This window comes from Paenarthrobacter sp. NPDC089675, assembly GCF_044749185.1.
Taxonomy (GTDB): Bacteria; Actinomycetota; Actinomycetes; order Actinomycetales; family Micrococcaceae; genus Arthrobacter.
Genome location: NZ_JBIVHM010000002.1, coordinates 318,474 through 334,181, shown reverse-complemented (window position 1 = coordinate 334,181; position 15,708 = coordinate 318,474). Strand labels below are relative to the sequence as shown.

The following is a 15,708-nucleotide window of genomic DNA, read 5'->3' as shown; positions in this document are numbered from 1 at the left end:
CCGTGAAGGACGCGGTTATCGAACTGGAGGCCGTGAGCAAGATCTACGGCAAAGGCGAAGCAGAAGTACGGGCACTGGATTCGGTCAGCATTTCCATTGACCGCGGCGACTTCGTGGCAATCATCGGCGCGTCGGGATCCGGGAAGTCCACCATGATGAACATCATCGGCTGCCTCGACGGTCCTACAAGAGGCACCTACCACTTGGACGGCATCGACACCGGAACGCTGGACGAATACCAACTGGCGCAGATCCGCAACCGGAAAATCGGCTTCGTCTTTCAGAACTTCAATCTAATTCCCCGCACACGCGCCGTGGACAACGTCTCCTTGCCCCTGGCCTACGCAAAAGTCCACCGCAAGGAACGCCGTGAGCGGGCGCTGGACGTACTCAAGTCGGTGGGTCTTGCTGAAAGGGCCGACCACAAGCCTTCACAGCTCTCCGGAGGCCAGCAGCAGCGTGTGGCCATCGCCCGGGCGCTCGTGACCAACCCGGTGCTGTTGCTGGCTGATGAACCAACAGGTGCATTGGATACCAGGTCCTCACACGAGATCCTTGACCTGTTCGAGTCCTTGCATGCCAGCGGCAGGACCGTCGTGATGATCACACATGAGGCCGATGTAGCCGCACGCGCCAACCGTGTGGTGCGGTTTCAAGACGGCCACATCATTGAGGACTACAGGTTGCGCAGCGTCCACGGACGCCCGGAGGCGACGGCGGTAACGGCATGATGGTCGCCGAATCCGTACGCTTTGCCCTGTCGGGAGTCATGGCCAATAAGATGCGCTCTGTACTGACCACGCTGGGTATCCTGATCGGCATCGCGTCGGTCATCATCCTGCTCGCCGTTGGCGCCGGGACCTCGAATGCCATCAAAGCCCAGATCGGCAAACTGGGAACCAATGTGCTCACCGTGAGCCGGCAAACATCGGCTGGTGGCAGGGCCGCCAGCGGGGGACAGACAGTCAGCGGCCCGCGGTCGCGCGGCACTAATCTGACCCTTCAGGACATGGCCGCGCTGACTGATCCGGTCATGGCCCCCGACATCGCCGCAACCGCGCCGGTAGTCACGGCACAGAACGTCACGGGTACATATCAGGACGCGAGCCACGCTGTCGCGACGTTCGTGGGCACCACGCCGTCGTACTTTGCAATTTCGAACGACACACTGGCGACGGGCTCCTACTTCACCGACGGTGACGCCAACAACGGCACAGCGGTGGCCGTGATCGGCAACACCGTGGCACAGGACCTCGTGGGCAGCTCCGTAGCTTCTGCCGTTGGGCAGACAATCGCCCTGAACGGCCAGAACTTCGTGGTCTCCGGGGTCTTGGCACAGAAAGGGTCCTCGGGCCTGAATGATCCTGACGACATCGTTGTGATCCCCTACGGCGCCGCCCAGGACAAATTCACCGGATATTCGCCCTCGCTGGCCTCCATCAGCGTCCAGGCACAGTCAGCGGAGGTGATGAACCAAGCCCAGAACGAGGTCCAGATGATCCTCGACGCCAGACACAACGTCACCGCAACCAACCGCGACTACCAAGTGCGGAACCAAGCTCAAATCCTCACAACGGCCACCTCGACCACTGCTACGCTCACCATCCTCCTGGGCGCCGTAGCCGGTATTTCACTTCTGGTCGGCGGGATCGGCGTCATGAATATCATGCTCGTCACCGTCACCGAACGTACCCGCGAAATCGGCATCCGGAAGGCCATCGGAGCCTCACGAGGCGGCATCGTGAGCCAGTTCCTGATCGAGTCGCTCATCATTTCACTGATCGGCGGGGTACTGGGCATTGCCGCCGGCTATATCGGCAGCGCCTTCCCCTTATTCGGAACCCAGCCTGAGGTCCAGTGGTGGACCGTGTGGCTGTCATTCCTGGTTTCCGCAGCCATCGGCCTTGTTTTCGGAATTTATCCGGCCAACAAAGCCGCAAAGCTCCGGCCGATCGATGCCCTGCGGTACGAATGACCAAGCCGCCGTCCACGCCAAGCACGTAAACACGCAGAAACAGCCACTCAGGAGTCCCTCAAATGTCCCACCAAACACCCACATCCGACCCAAACCAGCCCGAACCCCTCGCGCCCCACGGTGAGGGATACTACGAAACACAAACAAGCGGGCTCCTGCAAGAGACCGAACCAGAACCTGCCGAGGCGCCCGACGCTCAGGCCCCGGACCCGTTCGTGCCCAAAAAACGGTTCAAGATGGGACGGGTGACGCAAATCCTCCTCGCAGTCCTCCTGGTGGCCGTAGGCTTCTTCGCCGGTGTCGGCGTCACCAAGGCCATGGACGCGAACCAGGGCCGTCAAGGCCGCGGCCAGTTCCAGAATTTCAACGGCGGGCAGGGCCGAAACCGCCAGAGCGGGGCCCCCACGAACGGCGCCTCACCAAGCGCCGTTCCCTCCACACCACCCACAACAACCCCATAAATTCCCGGTGTAGCATCGCGTCGGATGGCTTCGGGGCGCACCAGCCACCACGTGAGCGTCAGCGGCCTAAGCTGCTTCGGGCTGCGGTTTCTGGTCCGGGAGTGCCTCGATTGCTTCGGCCGCGGCCGCGGTTCCGCCAGCGCGGCGGTAACCAGAAGCGATCCGGCATGCCCCGTCCGCCATTGTTGCTGCCCGTCGCACGGCCTCCCGTAAGCGTTCGGGGCTTAGCTTCCGCTTGGGCACACGTACCCCTGCGTTTGCGTGTTTCACCCGGGCGGCTACCTCGAGTTGGTCCCGTCCGAAGGGTACAACGACGCAGGGCACACCGGCGCTGAGCGCTTTTTGCGTCGCTCCCATCCCTCCGTGGGTCACGGCCACGGCTGCGCGGGCAAGGATGGGCCCGTGTTGGACGAACCGCTCCACCCGCACATTGGCCGGCAACCGGCCCAGGTCCGCGACACCGGCCGGCATCGTGATGACAACCCGGTAGGGCTCCCCGGCCAGGCCCTGGACGGCGGCCCGCGCCAGCGCCTCATCGGCCTGGTACTCAGAGGACGTGGTGACCAGAACGAACGGGTCCCCCGGTTCCTCGACCCATGCCGGGACCTCCTGAGGCGGTTCCCAAGGAAGGGCGCCGATCATGCGGAGGTCCGGTGCCCAGCCGGGGTGCGGGTACTCGAACGGCTCGGAGGTCGCCACAAGGGTCAGGGGAGCGGACCGGAAGAACCCGTCGGTAGTCGTGACGGCCGGTACCCCGTTGGTGGTGAGTATCGCGTTGATGCCCGGAAGGTATCGTTTTTCGAGCTGGCCCATGATGAGGGGACGCAGGAGGCTGTCGCGGAGTCGGCCGAGGGGACCCGTCAGGGGCGCGAGCCCGGGACCGAATGGAGGTGCGCCTCGGGAACTGATCGGCGGGGTGTAGGGACAGAAGGCGGCCCATGGGCCGCCCCAGGCTTGGGCGGCCGCGCGTGCGCCCCACGAGTTGAAATCGACGATCACGGCGTCTGGCCGCACAGAGCTGATTGCGGCGGCGAGGTCGTCGCTGTCCAGCCCGGCCCGTTCAACGAACACCTCAACGGACGCCGAAAGTGCTTCCAGGGTGTTCTTGGCGCCGAAGTCGCGGTGCTGTATCGCGGCGATACGTTCGTCGATGGGCTCCGCTGCCAGTCCGAGGCCGCGTAGAAGCTCCACTTGGTCCGCGAGGGTACGAACATGCACCTGGTGTCCGCGCCGGGTGAGCTCGAGAAGCAGCGGAGTCATCGGGAAGAGGTGTCCGATGGCAGGGGAGGTGTAGGCAAGGATTCGGGACATCATGTCCTCCGGGTGAGGGGTTCGAGGAGTTCGAGAACTGCTTGGATATACGCCTCCCGGCCCAGCCCGGCATCTTGCCGGAGCAGCTTCCAGACGTAGACGTCGCACACGGCGACGAACTGGGCTAAACGGCGGGTGCGTTCATCGCCGTCGAGCCCGGCAAGGAATGGCCCGAACACTTGGGCGCACCAGGACCGGTGATAGGCGCGGCCGTTGGCCGTCACTGCTGCCATGAACGGCGAGGACGTCTCTTCAGCGAGGAGCCGCAGGGCGAGGTTTCCGTCCCGTTCATAGTGCTCTGCGAGGTTGACTGCGGCGCCCGCGAGGTCTCCCGGCACAGCTGCATCCCGCTCCGCGGCGACTCTTGCCGCTTGGCGCTCGGCTGTTGCGGTGAAGAGCCTGTCCTTGTCGCCGAAGTGGCGAAGCACAGTTTGCACGCTGACCCCCGCGCGGGCGGCGACGGCGTCGAGCGTGATGCCCGCAACGGGCGTGCCGTGCACGAATTCCGCTGCCGCAGCATCGAGGACCTTGGCTTTGGTGGCGGCCGCGGACTCGGCCCGCTTCGTCATCACATAGCCCCGCGAAGGTGACCCAGATTTCATGTTAATCACACTAACGCCAAAACGGATGCGGCACCAGAGCCAAGCCCTGCCGTCCAGGCCCACGTGCGACGCCCCCGACGGAAACTCACCATCCCGGCCAACAGCAGGCACTGGGTCGAGACCATACGCAACACCGGCCATCGTCTCACCACCAGCGACAGGCTACTGTGCGCCTATTCAGGGCCGGCGGCCCGGCAGGTACAAAACGGTAAGTACCTGTACACATCCGGGGTCCATGCCGGGCCGTGCGGCGAAAGCGATCTTCCTTAGCTCGGAGTTGAGCGGCCAATGTGCCGAATGGGGGCACCGAAAAATTGGGGACGGCATGGACGCAGACCTGGTTCAGTTTCAATCCATTTAGGTGGTTTGGATGATCTGCGTATTCAAGGGCGGTCTGGAACGACCGGGGAAAATGACAAGGATCCTCGGGCCCTGGGTAGTACGGGTCCTGGATGACTCGCATATCGAATTCCGCATGAGGTTTCACTGACGAGGGCGACTTGCCGGGCCGTGGCGGGCAGAGCGATCCGCGATACGTGAGGTGTCCCTAGGCCGGCTGAACGTCTTGACGCCCGCGCAGGTGAACTTCCTTGCCGAGGAAAACATGCCGTGGACCTTCCTAATCCGAACACCCAAAGCCGTCCTCGAGGTCGCGGAGAAACTTGGCTATCCTGCATCCTGAGTCCAGCGACAGGGAAGGAGCTCCCTTGAAAAACCGTTCAAGCGCAACTACCTGGAATGCGGTGTTCGCCACGTTTGGCCCTTACACCATCGCCAACGGTTTGATGCTCTTGGCTCTGGTTCTGTTCCTGATCTTCGGGCCAGAGGTTGACGACTCTGGTACGTACTGGTCCATCGGATTAATCCGTTTGGTGATGTTAGCTGCGGGCATCTTCATCTTTAAGGGGGCACTTGGGCTCAGGAAGGTGAATGCCTCGAGCAGGGAAGACCGCCGCCGCATTGCAGCTGGACTACCTCTTGAGCGCGAACAAGAGCAGTATCGACAAGACGGCGAAGAGTAGTGATTTGGCTTCCGCTGCAGGATCATCACTTAGGCTTACCGTCCGGAACGACCAAAACCGTCGAACTGGTACGCGCAACTTCCGATGTGTCTGATCTCTGCAGGGAGGGCCGAACATATGAATATGGCAGCCACAAAGACTGGGGCAGCAGCAGTTCTGATGGCCTTGGCGGCCTTGGGCGGCATGGCCCTAATTGTCACGCAGCCGTGCAGCCAGACGCAGGACCTGTGTCGTTCTTGGTTGTTGGCATGGCGACCGTCACGGTCGTCACGCTTATTCGGGCCTGGCGCATAGGAAGTCGCAGACGGGAAGGCGCAGTTTTTAGCGGCGAGGTATGGAGATGGGCGGTTTTTGGAATTGTCCTGATCGGGGCAGCGACCTACGTGGTGATGTCCATCAGCAAGCCCACCGCGCCGGGCATCATTGGCATACTCTTATTGATGCTGGCCAACCTAGTACCCATCCTTCTTTTGAAGCAGCAGGTCCGGCAGGTGGGCTCCGTGAGTAATCGATGCGACACTCGCTGACCCGGAATCTTGAAGTACTGGGGCTCAACCCAACACCGGAAGGCATCCAGCGCCCCGAGGCATTGCTTCACTTGAGCCTCTGACGGAAAGTAGTCCTCGTGGCAAGATCCTTCATCATACTGGCGCTGGTCGTGGTTGCCTTGTCTCTGGCAGTTGCCGGGCGGTTCAGATACCCGCTCAGACCGAGTTTCGCGATGGATCGATTCTTCGTGCGGTTGCAGCTGGGCGGTAATGGTGTGGCCCTCGTGGCTGCAGCCATGCTGCCATTCCTGACAGCCTTTCAGGGGCTCTGGGCGTTCGGCTTCTTGGCGGCAGCACTTCTTGTGACAGCGTTATTCCTCTTCCCGTTGAAACTGCCCGCCGTCAGACCTGTTAGAGCCAGTACCAGCGGGCGGCGGTCCGTTAGAGCTGAGTCCCTGACTCGGACGCGCTGGCCCTATCAAACAGCCTTCGCTGCGGGCTACGTATCGCTGCTGATTTACATCTGGTCTATATTCGGGCTCTTCTTCTAAAGGTGCTCGATGGGGCGAGCGGAATCGGACTGCACATCACTTTCCGAGGAGCTGCGCCTCAAGCTCGGGAAGTCGCCCGAACAGTTCGGGCAGGCCGCGTAGCCCATTGCGCACGGACTCGTGCGACAGTGCGAGATCGGGGCCGGTGTTCGCCTCCACACCAGCGAGACACCGGGGGAGGTTCCACCTCATGTGCCCCAGCCAGGCGCCGACCATGAAAACAAACCAACTTGGTCCTGGAGGGGGCAGCGCTCCGCCGCCGGCCACGTACCCGTCGAGAACGGAGCGGAAAATGGTGGGCTTGATGTCGTCGAAGTCTGGTCCTTTTGCGAGGGAGAGGGCGGTTGAGCCGAGCTCACCGGACAGGTCGAGCCTTCCCGAGAGCTCCCAGTCGAGCACCACCGGTCGGGCCTCTCGGACGAGCAGGTTCCACGGATGTATGTCCCTGTGAGTCAGCACGACAGGGCCTGGCCGCTCGCAGGTGTTGACGAAATCGGCAATCGCGAGGAACGTCTCGACGCCCGCGGCGAGTTCATCGGCCCACGGCTGTCTGGTCGCGATCGCCCGTGCAGCAAGCTCGGACCAATCCCGCGTCATCCGGTCCGCGATCGACACATGGGTCCAGTCGACGTCGAGCGCGTGGATGCGCGCGAGGATCTCTCCGATCTCAAACGCGTACGCCGGCGACACCGGCGCCTCGGGCAATTGCTCACCTTCGACCCAGCGGTGCACGAGCGTGTGGTGACTGGCCGAGATCGGTTCCGGCATCGGAATGCCGGCAGTGAAGGCTGCGCGCTCAAACCTGAAGACGTCCTCAGCGGGAGAGGTCCAGCGGCGACCGTCGAGGTTCAGCTCTTTCACGGAAAAGGACCCCTGGTCGGTGTCGAGCCGGTACAAACGGTTAGCGAACCCGCCAGGGACGCGAATCATCGGCCCGATCGGCGCGCCTAGCTGCGAAAGGTCCACCCACTCATCCTAGGAGCCGGCGGCGGATCGATGTTGCAAAACTGGATGGAAGTCCAATCTCGGGATGAGTGCTCGTCGTCAATCAGCTCGCCCTGGTTTCCCCAACTGTGCCCCGGCGGGGTTGTGCACACGACGGCGGCCACTCGCCGTCGTGCCAAGTCCTCGGCCCGCGCCGGCCGCGGGTCAGCTCTGCTGTCCGCCACCGTCGACCCTTTCGACGCGTTCTCCGCCGGGCCTGCCCGGTGGGGCCTGGTAGGCAGCCAGCGCAGGTGGAATGGCGGGTACTCGACCCTCGTGAGGTCCGCTCCTGTTTCAGGCGTTTGTTTCATGCCCGCGAGGCGTTTGCGGCGTGTGGACAACAACCACTGGACAGTGGGCGTGCGCTACTACCGCCGAACTGACCGACCCCAAAAGAAGACCGCCGAAGCCGCCGTGGCCCCGGCGCCCCACGACCACGAGGGCCGCGTGTTTGCTGCCCTCAACAAGGGCGGCACGCGCGGAACCTTGAACCAGGCGCGTGCTGACATTCCGCGGCAATTCAGGACCAAAGACGTCCTCCAGCGACAACCGGACATTCTCTTCGGCGTCGTGGGCGAAGCCGTCGATCCCCAACGCCAGATAACCTTCGTAGCCCAAGGGCAGCTCCCAGCAGCCCCAGGCTTCAAGGGGTGCATTCAAAGCAAGCGCCAGGCGCTGACCCTCGCGAAGGGCGTCCTTGGACGCCGCCGACCCGTCCACGCCGACAATGATCTTGCTCGGCTCCAGTCTGCTGCTTAGACCATCCGGACCCGCCGGGTACCGTTCCTGCGCGGCCGGCCTTCCCGGGGACTGGCAGCGGCGACACTGGGTGTAGTTACCCTCGGCATCATCCTGCCGCTGTCGCCCCTGCAGGGCGTTCTGGGCTTCGACCCGCTTCCGATGCCGTTCTTCCTTGCCTTGCTGGCCATGACCGCCGTGTACATGGTGTTGGTCGAAGGTGCCAAAGCATGGTTCTTTGCCAGGGACGCACGGCCCGGACTTTAGTCCCAATCTCAGCTACCTCGGCGGCGAGCCGACTATGGCACCACGATCCCCGGAACGAGATCCAGCACCAACAAGGCGGCGGCGACGTGGGCAGGGTTGTCCTCGACCTTGACCACGGAGAGTTCGTTGGCCCTGGACACGCGACGCTCCACGGTATTCCTGTGCAGGTATAGCCGGGACGCTGCCCGAGTGGTGTTAAAGCCACATTGCACGTACGTCAGCAGCGCCTGCTGCAATGTCACGTCCGCTTCCGCCAAGGGGCCGAGCGTCCTGGCTACAAAGCGCTGCGCGCTGGGACGGTCCTTGGTGAGGCTGTCGACAAGTTCGACGTCGGCATAGACCGTGAATTGCCGGTCCGATCCCAGCCGGGTCAGCATGGCCTGGGCCGCCAGTGCGTCCTGGTGGCTGGACCGGAACCCGTCCAGTCCATGGGCGGGCCTGCCCACGGCGCCCCTTACTTGGTTGGCAGTCACCACGATCTTTTCCAGATGGTGGAGGTCAGGCTGCTCGGGTCCGGAGAGCCAGATCCATCGTGATGCGGCACTGGCCCTTGCCACCAGCAGGGCCCGTCCCGATGCAGACGCCCGCAGGGCCGCAACTGCCTTGTCCAGTGAGCTTCCGCTGCGCGGATCGTCGGTCCAGAGCACCAGGGCGACGTGCTGGCGTGCCATGCGGTAGCTCAGGCGTTCCTCTGCAAGGTCCTGCGTCAGGGGTGCCCCGCCGGCTATCAGTTGAATCATGGCAACAGCCTCGGCATTGGCATTGCCCATCGAGGCAGCCAGGGTAGCCTCGCGCAGGACAGAGACGGAGTCGAGGGCGTACTGCATCATCGAATGCGCTGACTTATCCAGTACTTCCACAAGGACATCAGGGTCGGAGCAGTGCGCGACGCACTCCACGAGCCATCCCCGCCACCCCACGGCGAGCGCAGCCCGCCATCCGGATGCGAAATCCGGGGCGATACCGCGGGACACGAGGTCGCCGATGTAGGCGGCGGCCCTCGGCCCCACATATGGATCCACGCGCATACCCGGATGTTGGATGTTCGACGTCAGCCATTGGACAAGATCGGAGCGGTTGAGTTCGCGGTCTTCGGCCAACAAAGACGCATCTGCCAGGAGGGCGGGGGCGTTGAGTGCGATGACGGCCGGTTCCGAGATCGCACCCGCGAAGGTGTCCGCCACGTTCAGGAGCCGTTCGCAGATGGAGCGGATCATGTCAGCGGCCGCCGGGCTGGGCGGTGGCCAAAGTTCTTCCATGTTGACAGTTTGCCTTGCGGCGGCGGGTGAGTCACTGCGGATTCAGCCGGACGGAACCCATCATGTGCACGGTGCACCCCGGCCGGTTAAAGCCGGTGCGCATTGTCGTAGAGGCCGCACGGTGTGACTGGCGACACTGGATCAACAGCTTTTAAAACAGCAAGGAGCCAACGATGACCAGTGGAGCATCAGGCGGGGTCGAGGAATTCGACATCGTCGTGATTGGAGCAGGAATCTCCGGGATCGGCGCGGCGACGTACTTCAGGCGCGAACTGCCCGGGAAATCCCTGACCGTGCTCGAAGGGCGGGACAACATCGGCGGTACGTGGGATCTCTTCCGGTACCCGGGCATCCGCTCGGATTCCGATTTGCATACCTTCGGCTACGAGTTCAAGCCGTGGCGCCACGAGAATGCGATCGCCGACGCTCCGTTGATCCTGGACTACCTCCGTGAAACAGTCGAAGAAAACGCACTTGCGGGCCTGATCAGGACTGGCCACCGTGTGCAGCGGGCCAAATGGTCCTCCGCCGAGTCAAGGTGGAGCCTCACGGTCGAAACCACGGATCATGACACCGGCGCCCCCATCACGAAGACCGTCAAGGCCGGATGGGTATTCGCCGCCACCGGGTACTACAAATACGACGAAGGCTACTCACCATCGTTCGCCGGGAGCGCGGACTTCGAGGGCGTCCTGGTGCATCCGCAGCACTGGCCGGAGAACCTGGACTACAGCGGTAAGAAGGTTGTGATCATCGGCAGCGGTGCCACTGCCGTGACCATGGTGCCGGCAATGGCAAAGGGGCCTGGGGCAGCAGGCCATGTCACCATGCTGCAAAGGACCCCGACCTACATCATGCCGTTGCCGCGGGTGGACCGTGTGGCGTTGGCCCTGACGAAGCTCCTTGGCGAGCGCCTGGGATACGCAGCCACGAGGTTCAAGAACATCTGGACCGAGCACTTCGTTGTCGAAGGCCTGCGCCGGTTCCCCAAAGCCGGACGCGCCATGGTGCGACGCGAAAACATCAAGCGGCTCGGGAAGGGCTTCGACGTCGACAAGCACTTCAATCCGCCGTACGCACCATGGGACCAGCGCCTGTGCGCGGCGCCTGACGGCGACTTCTTCGACGCCATCAAGTCCGGCGATGCGTCCGTCGTCACGGGGAGCGTTGCGCGCTTCAGCAAGCGCGGTGTCGTCCTGGAATCGGGCGAGGAACTTGCCGCCGACATCATTGTGACGGCCACCGGACTGAGCCTGCAGCTCTTCAGCGGCATGCCGATCGAGGTAGACGGGCGCCGGATAGACGTCGCGGAAACCATCGCGTACCGAGGGACCCTCCTCAGCGGCATCCCGAACTGGGCCATGGCCATCGGCTACACGACGTCCTCATGGACGCTCAAGGTCAGCCTGCTGTGCCGGTACTTCATCGACCTGGTGAAGCACATGGACCAGCACGGATACGACACCGTGGTGCCCGTCGCGGCCCCGGGAATGACCACCAGGCCGGTTATGGATCTTCAGTCCGGATACGCCAAGCGCGGAGAGGGAGTGCTTCCAAGGCAGGGATCGGAGAAGCCCTGGCGGACCATGATGTCCTACCCGGAAGATGCCAAGGCGCTCCGCGGTCCCGTCGCGGACGGGAACCTCCAGTTCGGAACCAGGGCCGCCGTACGCCCCGCTGGCAAGGAACAGGCCGCTCATGTCTGACTCCCCGGCAGCGGACATCGACCAGTTCGCCACACTCCGTTCCGGGGTGACTATCTGCTTCCGCGACGCCGGCAGCAAAGCCGACCCCGTGATCCTCCTCATCGCCGGACTTGGCGAGGATCTCACCTTCTGGACCGAACCGGTGGTTGATGCCCTGGTCGCCCACGGTTTCCGGGTGGTCTCCGTGGACAACCGCGACGTCGGCAGGTCCACTTTCATGACGACGCCGGCTCCTGCGCTGTGGCGCCAGGTCCTGGCGCGCCCGCGCCGCGACGGTTACACGCTGGCTGACATGGCCCGGGACGCGGTGGGTGTTCTTGACCACCTGGGAATCGAGCGGGCGCATGTAGTCGGCCGTTCGCTCGGCGGAATGATCGCCCAGACCATCGCCGCGACCGAACCGGGCCGTGTCTTGTCCCTGACATCGATCTATTCCACCACCGGCGCACGAAATGTAGGCCAGCCGGCGAGGTCGACCATCCGGCTCCTGATGGGTCCCGATGCCCGGAACCGTACCGAGGCCGTGCGCGCCCATTTACGGATCACCCGTCACATCGCCGGCAAGGAATACCCGATCGATGATGCCGCCGAAGCTGCCATCGCGGCCCGGGGCTGGGACCGCAGTGCCGGGGACCTCGCAGCCGGCTCGGCGCGTCAGATCCAGGCAATCCAGCTCGCCGGCGACAGGACCGCCGAGCTCGCCAGGATCACAGCTCCAACCCTGGTCATCAACGGTGACCGCGACCTCATGGTGGCCCACACCGGGGGTGAAGCCACTGTCAGCGCCATCCGCAAGGCACAGCACGTGGTCATCCCCGGCATGGGGCACCACATGCCCCAAGCGTTGGTGGACCCCATCACCCAATACATCTTCCAGCACGCCGAACGTGTTGGTACAGGAGGAAGCCATGTCCAGATCAGTTGAAACACGCACCCGCAGGGAAACCGTCGACGTCGTGGTCGTCGGGGCTGGCTTCTCCGGCCTGAGCGCGGCGGAGCGGCTGGTCAGCCTGGGCCTCTCGGTCATGGTCCTGGAAGGACGGGACCGTGTCGGGGGCCGTGTGCTGACCGGTGAGGTCGCAGGTGTTCCCGTGGACTTCGGGGGAACCTGGGTCTCGCCGAGGCACACGGCGATCCGCGATCTCGCCCAGCGCTACGGCTGTACGATCACGCCGCAGTTCGCCGTGGGTCGCAACTCTCTGTGGATGGACGGCCGCCGTCGCAGCTACCAGGGCACCATCCCACCGGTCTCGCCGCTCGCCATGCTGAACATGGCTCGCGTGCAGATGGCTCTCGAGAAGCTCGTGAGGTCGATCGACGCCGAGGCCGCCTGGGAGTCTCAGAGCGCCGTCGAGCTCGACTCCATCTCCTTCGGCTACTGGCTCGGCCAGCAGCGAGCCGGCGCGGTGACCCGCAGCCTGATGAACGTGGTCAGCAGGGTGCAGTGGGGGGCCAGCCCCGACGACATCTCGATGCTCGCTGTGCTGGCGTACATCCGCGGCGCGGGCGGCTTCGACCACATGCTCGACGTCGAGAACGGCATGCAGCAGGACCGCATCACCGAGACGACACAGGAGATCGCGAAGCGGGTGGCGGCGAAGCTCGGCGACCGGGTCCGGCTCAACACCCCAGCGCGCCGCATCGAGCAGGACGGGGACGGTGTTACGGTCCATACCGATGCGGGGGACGTGACGGCCAAGTACGTCATCGTCAGCGCAGCGACCATGCATCGCAAAGGCATCGACTTCTCCCCGGCGCTGCCCGAGAAGACGACGAGCCTGTCCAAAGTGTGGAAACTGGGCGGCCTGAGCAAGGCGTACGTCGCCTACGAGACTCCGTTCTGGAGGAACGACGGCATGTCCGGCGAGGGGGTCTCCGACACGGGTGCGGTGTTCGCCACCTTCGATGTGGGTCCCGAGGACGGCCCCGGCATCCTGCTCGGATTCTGCGATCCCGTGATGTTCGACGGGTTCGATCCGGAGAACCGGCGCCGGCGGGTCATCCAGCAGATGGTTGATCTGTACGGCCCCCAAGCGGGGAATCCGATCGACTACGTCGACCACTGCTGGCTCGAGGAGGAGTTCGGAGCCGGCGGTCCGAACCCGGCACTCCCGCCCTTCGCCTTGACGAGTTACGCCACCGCGCTCACCGAGCCGCACGGGCGGGTCGAGTGGGCGGGCACCGAGACGGCCGGAGAGTCGTCCGGCTGCATGAACGGAGCCGTTCTCACCGGCCAGCAGGCCGCTGAGCGGGTCGCCCAGCGCATCGGAAAGGAGTAGCACCGTGGCCGAAACGCTCTTCATCGTCGCAGACGTGTGGTTGATTTTCGTCGGCTTCGTTTATGGATGGAAGTTCATCCGGAACCACCACAACTATTTCCTCGGCATCGAAAGCCTGGTGGTCGGCACCTCGGCGACCAACTTCCTGCTCTGGTCGATGCTCAGCGGTGACCCGACCAACCCCATGTACACGATCGCGTACTTCCTCGACGCGTTCTCCCGCTCGTTCGGGTTCACCCTGGTCCTCATCCTCGGCCTGATGATGGTCTCGCATCGCTACAGGCCCGCCCTCTGGCATGAGATCGGCGCCTTCGCCCTCGCGGCCACCGGCGGGGCCTATCTGGTCACGCTCCATCAGGGCGGCAAGTACGACGTCGGTCCTGCGACGTTCTTCCTCGTCATGAACCTGATCGCGTCGGTCTTCCTGTTCTACTTCGCGGGCCGGGTCTGGCGCGCCGGAGCGCGGAGCTGGTCCGTGGCGGTCACGCTCATCACGCTGGTGGCGATGGTCATCGCCATTACTTACGACTTCTTCCCCTGGCCCTTCGATGACGCCTACCGCTCTTACTTCTACACCGCAGCGCTCGCGACGTGGGGAACCCAGGGCTTCATCTACTTCAAGGGCTACAAGGCGCTCTACGACCATAATGCGCGGGTGGATGCTGCTGCCGCCGCGAACAAACAGGAAGTGCCGTCATGAATTCCCAATTCAAGAACGTGGAGTACACGACGTTCACGGGATGGATCGAGCCGCCAACGGACCTTGCTCCCTCACTGCAGGGAAGTCTCGAGTGTGATGTCGCCGTCGTCGGCGGCGGCATGGGCGGCATGGCGACGGCCCTGAGGCTGGCCGCGCGGGGAGTGGACGTGGTGCTCCTGGAATCCGAGTTCTGCGGCTATGGTGCCAGCTCCCGCAATGGTGGGCAGATCGCCTCGGCTCCCGGCGGTGACCTGCGGATGCTGAGTGTCCTTTCCCCGAAGAAGCTGCCTGGCATGGTGAGGTTTGCCGACAACGCGGCGGGCCATGTGGAAGGACTCATCCAGGACTACAAGATCGATTGCGACTATGAGGCCAACGGCATGGTGTGGGCTGCTGTTTCCCCGGTCCAGATGTTCCGGGTGAAGACCCTCGCGGCGATCCTCAGGAAGGTCGGAGTCGATGGCCAGGTGGGCACTGCGAAGGAGATTGGCATCCCCGGGGCTTTCGTTGGCGGCATGCGCGAACGCCGCGGCGGAATGCTTAACCCCGGCAAGCTGAGCCGCGGCGTGAGGCAGGCCCTGCTCGACTCATCGGCACGGGTGTTCGAGAAGTCCAGGGTTATCGACGTGCAGCGGCGGGGCGGCAAGGTCAAGTTGACCACCCCCGGTGGGGAGCTCATCGCCAACAAGGTAGTGCTGTCTACGAACGCATACTCCGGCGAGTGGGACATCATCCCCAAGAACCTATCCACTCCGGCCTGGATCATCGAGGTCGAAACCGAACCCATCGCTCCGGAACGGATCGCCGCACTGGGATGGACTTCCCGCTCAGGCGTAGTCACCCAGCATCAGATCATGGAGAACTACCGGCTCACTGCACGGAACACCATCGTGTTCGGCGTCCGGCGCCTGGAATCAGGGGCGAACTATCCACTCCAGCCGAGGAACCCGGACCCGGGAATGATGAGGGAACTGGCGGAAAGCTTCTACAGGCGTTTCCCGTCGCTGTCCGATGTGCCGATCGCACGCACTTGGGGAGGATGGATCTCGTTCTCCGCCTCATGGACCACTGTGGCGGGGCGGGTGGGAGACAACGTCTACTACTCGGCCTCATGCAACGGCCACGGGCTGGCGCAGGCCCCGTACCTGGGGTCGCTCATCGCCGATGACATCGTCGACGGAAAGCGGTCGGCAGACCTCGAATCGGTCTGGGAAGAGAAGACAGGTTATGCGCCGTCCCCGGCAATAAATCCCTTCGTCCTGCGCGCAGTTTGGCTCTTTGACCGGGTCAGCGACCTGTTCAACGGCAGCCGACGTCGGGCACGCCTGGCCACCCGATAAAGGGCGCGGCGCGCTCATCTACAGA

General features: G+C 63.8%; 15 protein-coding genes. 10 read left to right on the top strand and 5 right to left on the bottom strand.

Translation table 11 applies throughout. From position 1 onward, the window contains the following. Positions 1-2: 2 nt before the first annotated feature. The 3 genes from ACIPY2_RS05630 to ACIPY2_RS05620 all read left to right on the top strand — a co-directional run bounded on the left by ACIPY2_RS05630 (position 3) and on the right by ACIPY2_RS05620 (position 2,436). Complete coding sequence (locus tag ACIPY2_RS05630; RefSeq protein ID WP_400265391.1) at positions 3-731, top strand: ABC transporter ATP-binding protein; 729 nt, start codon at positions 3-5, stop codon at positions 729-731. Beyond that, positions 728-1,975, top strand: a complete 1,248-nt coding sequence (locus ACIPY2_RS05625; protein ID WP_400265390.1) for an ABC transporter permease — start codon at positions 728-730, stop codon at positions 1,973-1,975. Before ACIPY2_RS05630 ends, ACIPY2_RS05625 begins: the two co-directional genes overlap by 4 nt. 62 nt (positions 1,976-2,037) lie before the next feature. After that, positions 2,038-2,436, top strand: coding sequence for a hypothetical protein (locus ACIPY2_RS05620; RefSeq protein ID WP_400265389.1), 399 nt, complete (start codon positions 2,038-2,040; stop codon positions 2,434-2,436). A 66-nt stretch (positions 2,437-2,502) separates the two neighbouring features. Here the strand turns inward: ACIPY2_RS05620 and ACIPY2_RS05615 are convergent, their stop codons facing one another. Then, positions 2,503-3,750, bottom strand: a complete 1,248-nt coding sequence (locus tag ACIPY2_RS05615) for a glycosyltransferase (RefSeq protein WP_400265388.1) — start codon at positions 3,748-3,750, stop codon at positions 2,503-2,505. Beyond that, complete coding sequence (locus tag ACIPY2_RS05610; protein ID WP_400265387.1) at positions 3,747-4,349, bottom strand: TetR/AcrR family transcriptional regulator; 603 nt, start codon at positions 4,347-4,349, stop codon at positions 3,747-3,749. Before ACIPY2_RS05610 ends, ACIPY2_RS05615 begins: the two co-directional genes overlap by 4 nt. Positions 4,350-5,056: 707 nt before the next feature. Here ACIPY2_RS05610 and ACIPY2_RS05605 point away from each other — a divergent pair. Both ACIPY2_RS05605 and ACIPY2_RS05600 read left to right on the top strand, forming a co-directional pair. Then, positions 5,057-5,371 carry a hypothetical protein gene (locus ACIPY2_RS05605; protein WP_400265386.1) on the top strand — a complete coding sequence of 105 codons (315 nt, stop codon included), beginning with the start codon at positions 5,057-5,059 and terminating at the stop codon, positions 5,369-5,371. Positions 5,372-5,996: 625 nt separating this feature from the next. Further along, entirely contained in the window at positions 5,997-6,410 is a 414-nt protein-coding gene (locus ACIPY2_RS05600) for a hypothetical protein (protein ID WP_400265385.1), read from the top strand. A gap of 36 nt (positions 6,411-6,446) precedes the next feature. On the opposite strand, the gene ACIPY2_RS05595 is transcribed toward ACIPY2_RS05600, so the two are convergent. The 3 genes from ACIPY2_RS05595 to ACIPY2_RS05585 all read right to left on the bottom strand — a co-directional run bounded on the left by ACIPY2_RS05595 (position 6,447) and on the right by ACIPY2_RS05585 (position 9,658). After that, a complete protein-coding gene (locus ACIPY2_RS05595) occupies positions 6,447-7,376 on the bottom strand; it encodes a phosphotransferase family protein (RefSeq protein ID WP_400265384.1) in 930 nt (309 codons plus the stop codon). Between the two features lie 312 nt (positions 7,377-7,688). Continuing rightward, positions 7,689-8,114, bottom strand: coding sequence for a universal stress protein (locus ACIPY2_RS05590; RefSeq protein WP_400265383.1), 426 nt, complete (start codon positions 8,112-8,114; stop codon positions 7,689-7,691). A gap of 317 nt (positions 8,115-8,431) precedes the next feature. Beyond that, positions 8,432-9,658 (bottom strand): PucR family transcriptional regulator, encoded by a 1,227-nt coding sequence (locus ACIPY2_RS05585; RefSeq protein WP_400265382.1) that lies wholly within the window; start codon positions 9,656-9,658, stop codon positions 8,432-8,434. A gap of 173 nt (positions 9,659-9,831) precedes the next feature. Between ACIPY2_RS05585 and ACIPY2_RS05580 the strand changes: the two genes are divergently transcribed. The 5 genes from ACIPY2_RS05580 to ACIPY2_RS05560 are packed head-to-tail and all read left to right on the top strand — an operon-like array spanning position 9,832 to position 15,683. After that, complete coding sequence (locus ACIPY2_RS05580) at positions 9,832-11,364, top strand: flavin-containing monooxygenase (protein WP_400265381.1); 1,533 nt, start codon at positions 9,832-9,834, stop codon at positions 11,362-11,364. Further along, a complete protein-coding gene (locus ACIPY2_RS05575) occupies positions 11,357-12,289 on the top strand; it encodes an alpha/beta fold hydrolase (protein WP_400265380.1) in 933 nt (310 codons plus the stop codon). The genes ACIPY2_RS05580 and ACIPY2_RS05575 overlap by 8 nt, the downstream gene beginning before the upstream one ends. Then, positions 12,273-13,643, top strand: coding sequence for a flavin monoamine oxidase family protein (locus tag ACIPY2_RS05570; protein WP_400265379.1), 1,371 nt, complete (start codon positions 12,273-12,275; stop codon positions 13,641-13,643). The genes ACIPY2_RS05575 and ACIPY2_RS05570 overlap by 17 nt, the downstream gene beginning before the upstream one ends. A gap of 4 nt (positions 13,644-13,647) precedes the next feature. Further along, the gene (locus ACIPY2_RS05565) at positions 13,648-14,343 is read left to right on the top strand and encodes a hypothetical protein (RefSeq protein WP_400265378.1); all 696 of its coding nucleotides are present in this window, start codon (positions 13,648-13,650) and stop codon (positions 14,341-14,343) included. Beyond that, on the top strand, positions 14,340-15,683 hold the full coding sequence (locus ACIPY2_RS05560; RefSeq protein WP_400265377.1) for an NAD(P)/FAD-dependent oxidoreductase: 1,344 nt from the start codon (positions 14,340-14,342) through the stop codon (positions 15,681-15,683). The genes ACIPY2_RS05565 and ACIPY2_RS05560 overlap by 4 nt, the downstream gene beginning before the upstream one ends. Positions 15,684-15,708 lie beyond the last annotated feature (25 nt).

Excerpts from the sequence above, each read along its gene's own strand:
- ACIPY2_RS05625 (WP_400265390.1), top strand. The coding sequence starts at position 728 with ATGATGGTCGCCGAATCCGTACGCTTTGCCCTGTCGGGAGTCATGGCC.
- ACIPY2_RS05620 (WP_400265389.1), top strand. The coding sequence starts at position 2,038 with ATGTCCCACCAAACACCCACATCCGACCCAAACCAGCCCGAACCCCTC.
- ACIPY2_RS05615 (WP_400265388.1), bottom strand. The coding sequence starts at position 3,750 with ATGATGTCCCGAATCCTTGCCTACACCTCCCCTGCCATCGGACACCTC.
- ACIPY2_RS05610 (WP_400265387.1), bottom strand. The coding sequence starts at position 4,349 with ATGAAATCTGGGTCACCTTCGCGGGGCTATGTGATGACGAAGCGGGCC.
- ACIPY2_RS05585 (WP_400265382.1), bottom strand. The coding sequence starts at position 9,658 with ATGGAAGAACTTTGGCCACCGCCCAGCCCGGCGGCCGCTGACATGATC.
- ACIPY2_RS05580 (WP_400265381.1), top strand. The coding sequence starts at position 9,832 with ATGACCAGTGGAGCATCAGGCGGGGTCGAGGAATTCGACATCGTCGTG.
- ACIPY2_RS05575 (WP_400265380.1), top strand. The coding sequence starts at position 11,357 with ATGTCTGACTCCCCGGCAGCGGACATCGACCAGTTCGCCACACTCCGT.
- ACIPY2_RS05570 (WP_400265379.1), top strand. The coding sequence starts at position 12,273 with ATGTCCAGATCAGTTGAAACACGCACCCGCAGGGAAACCGTCGACGTC.
- ACIPY2_RS05560 (WP_400265377.1), top strand. The coding sequence starts at position 14,340 with ATGAATTCCCAATTCAAGAACGTGGAGTACACGACGTTCACGGGATGG.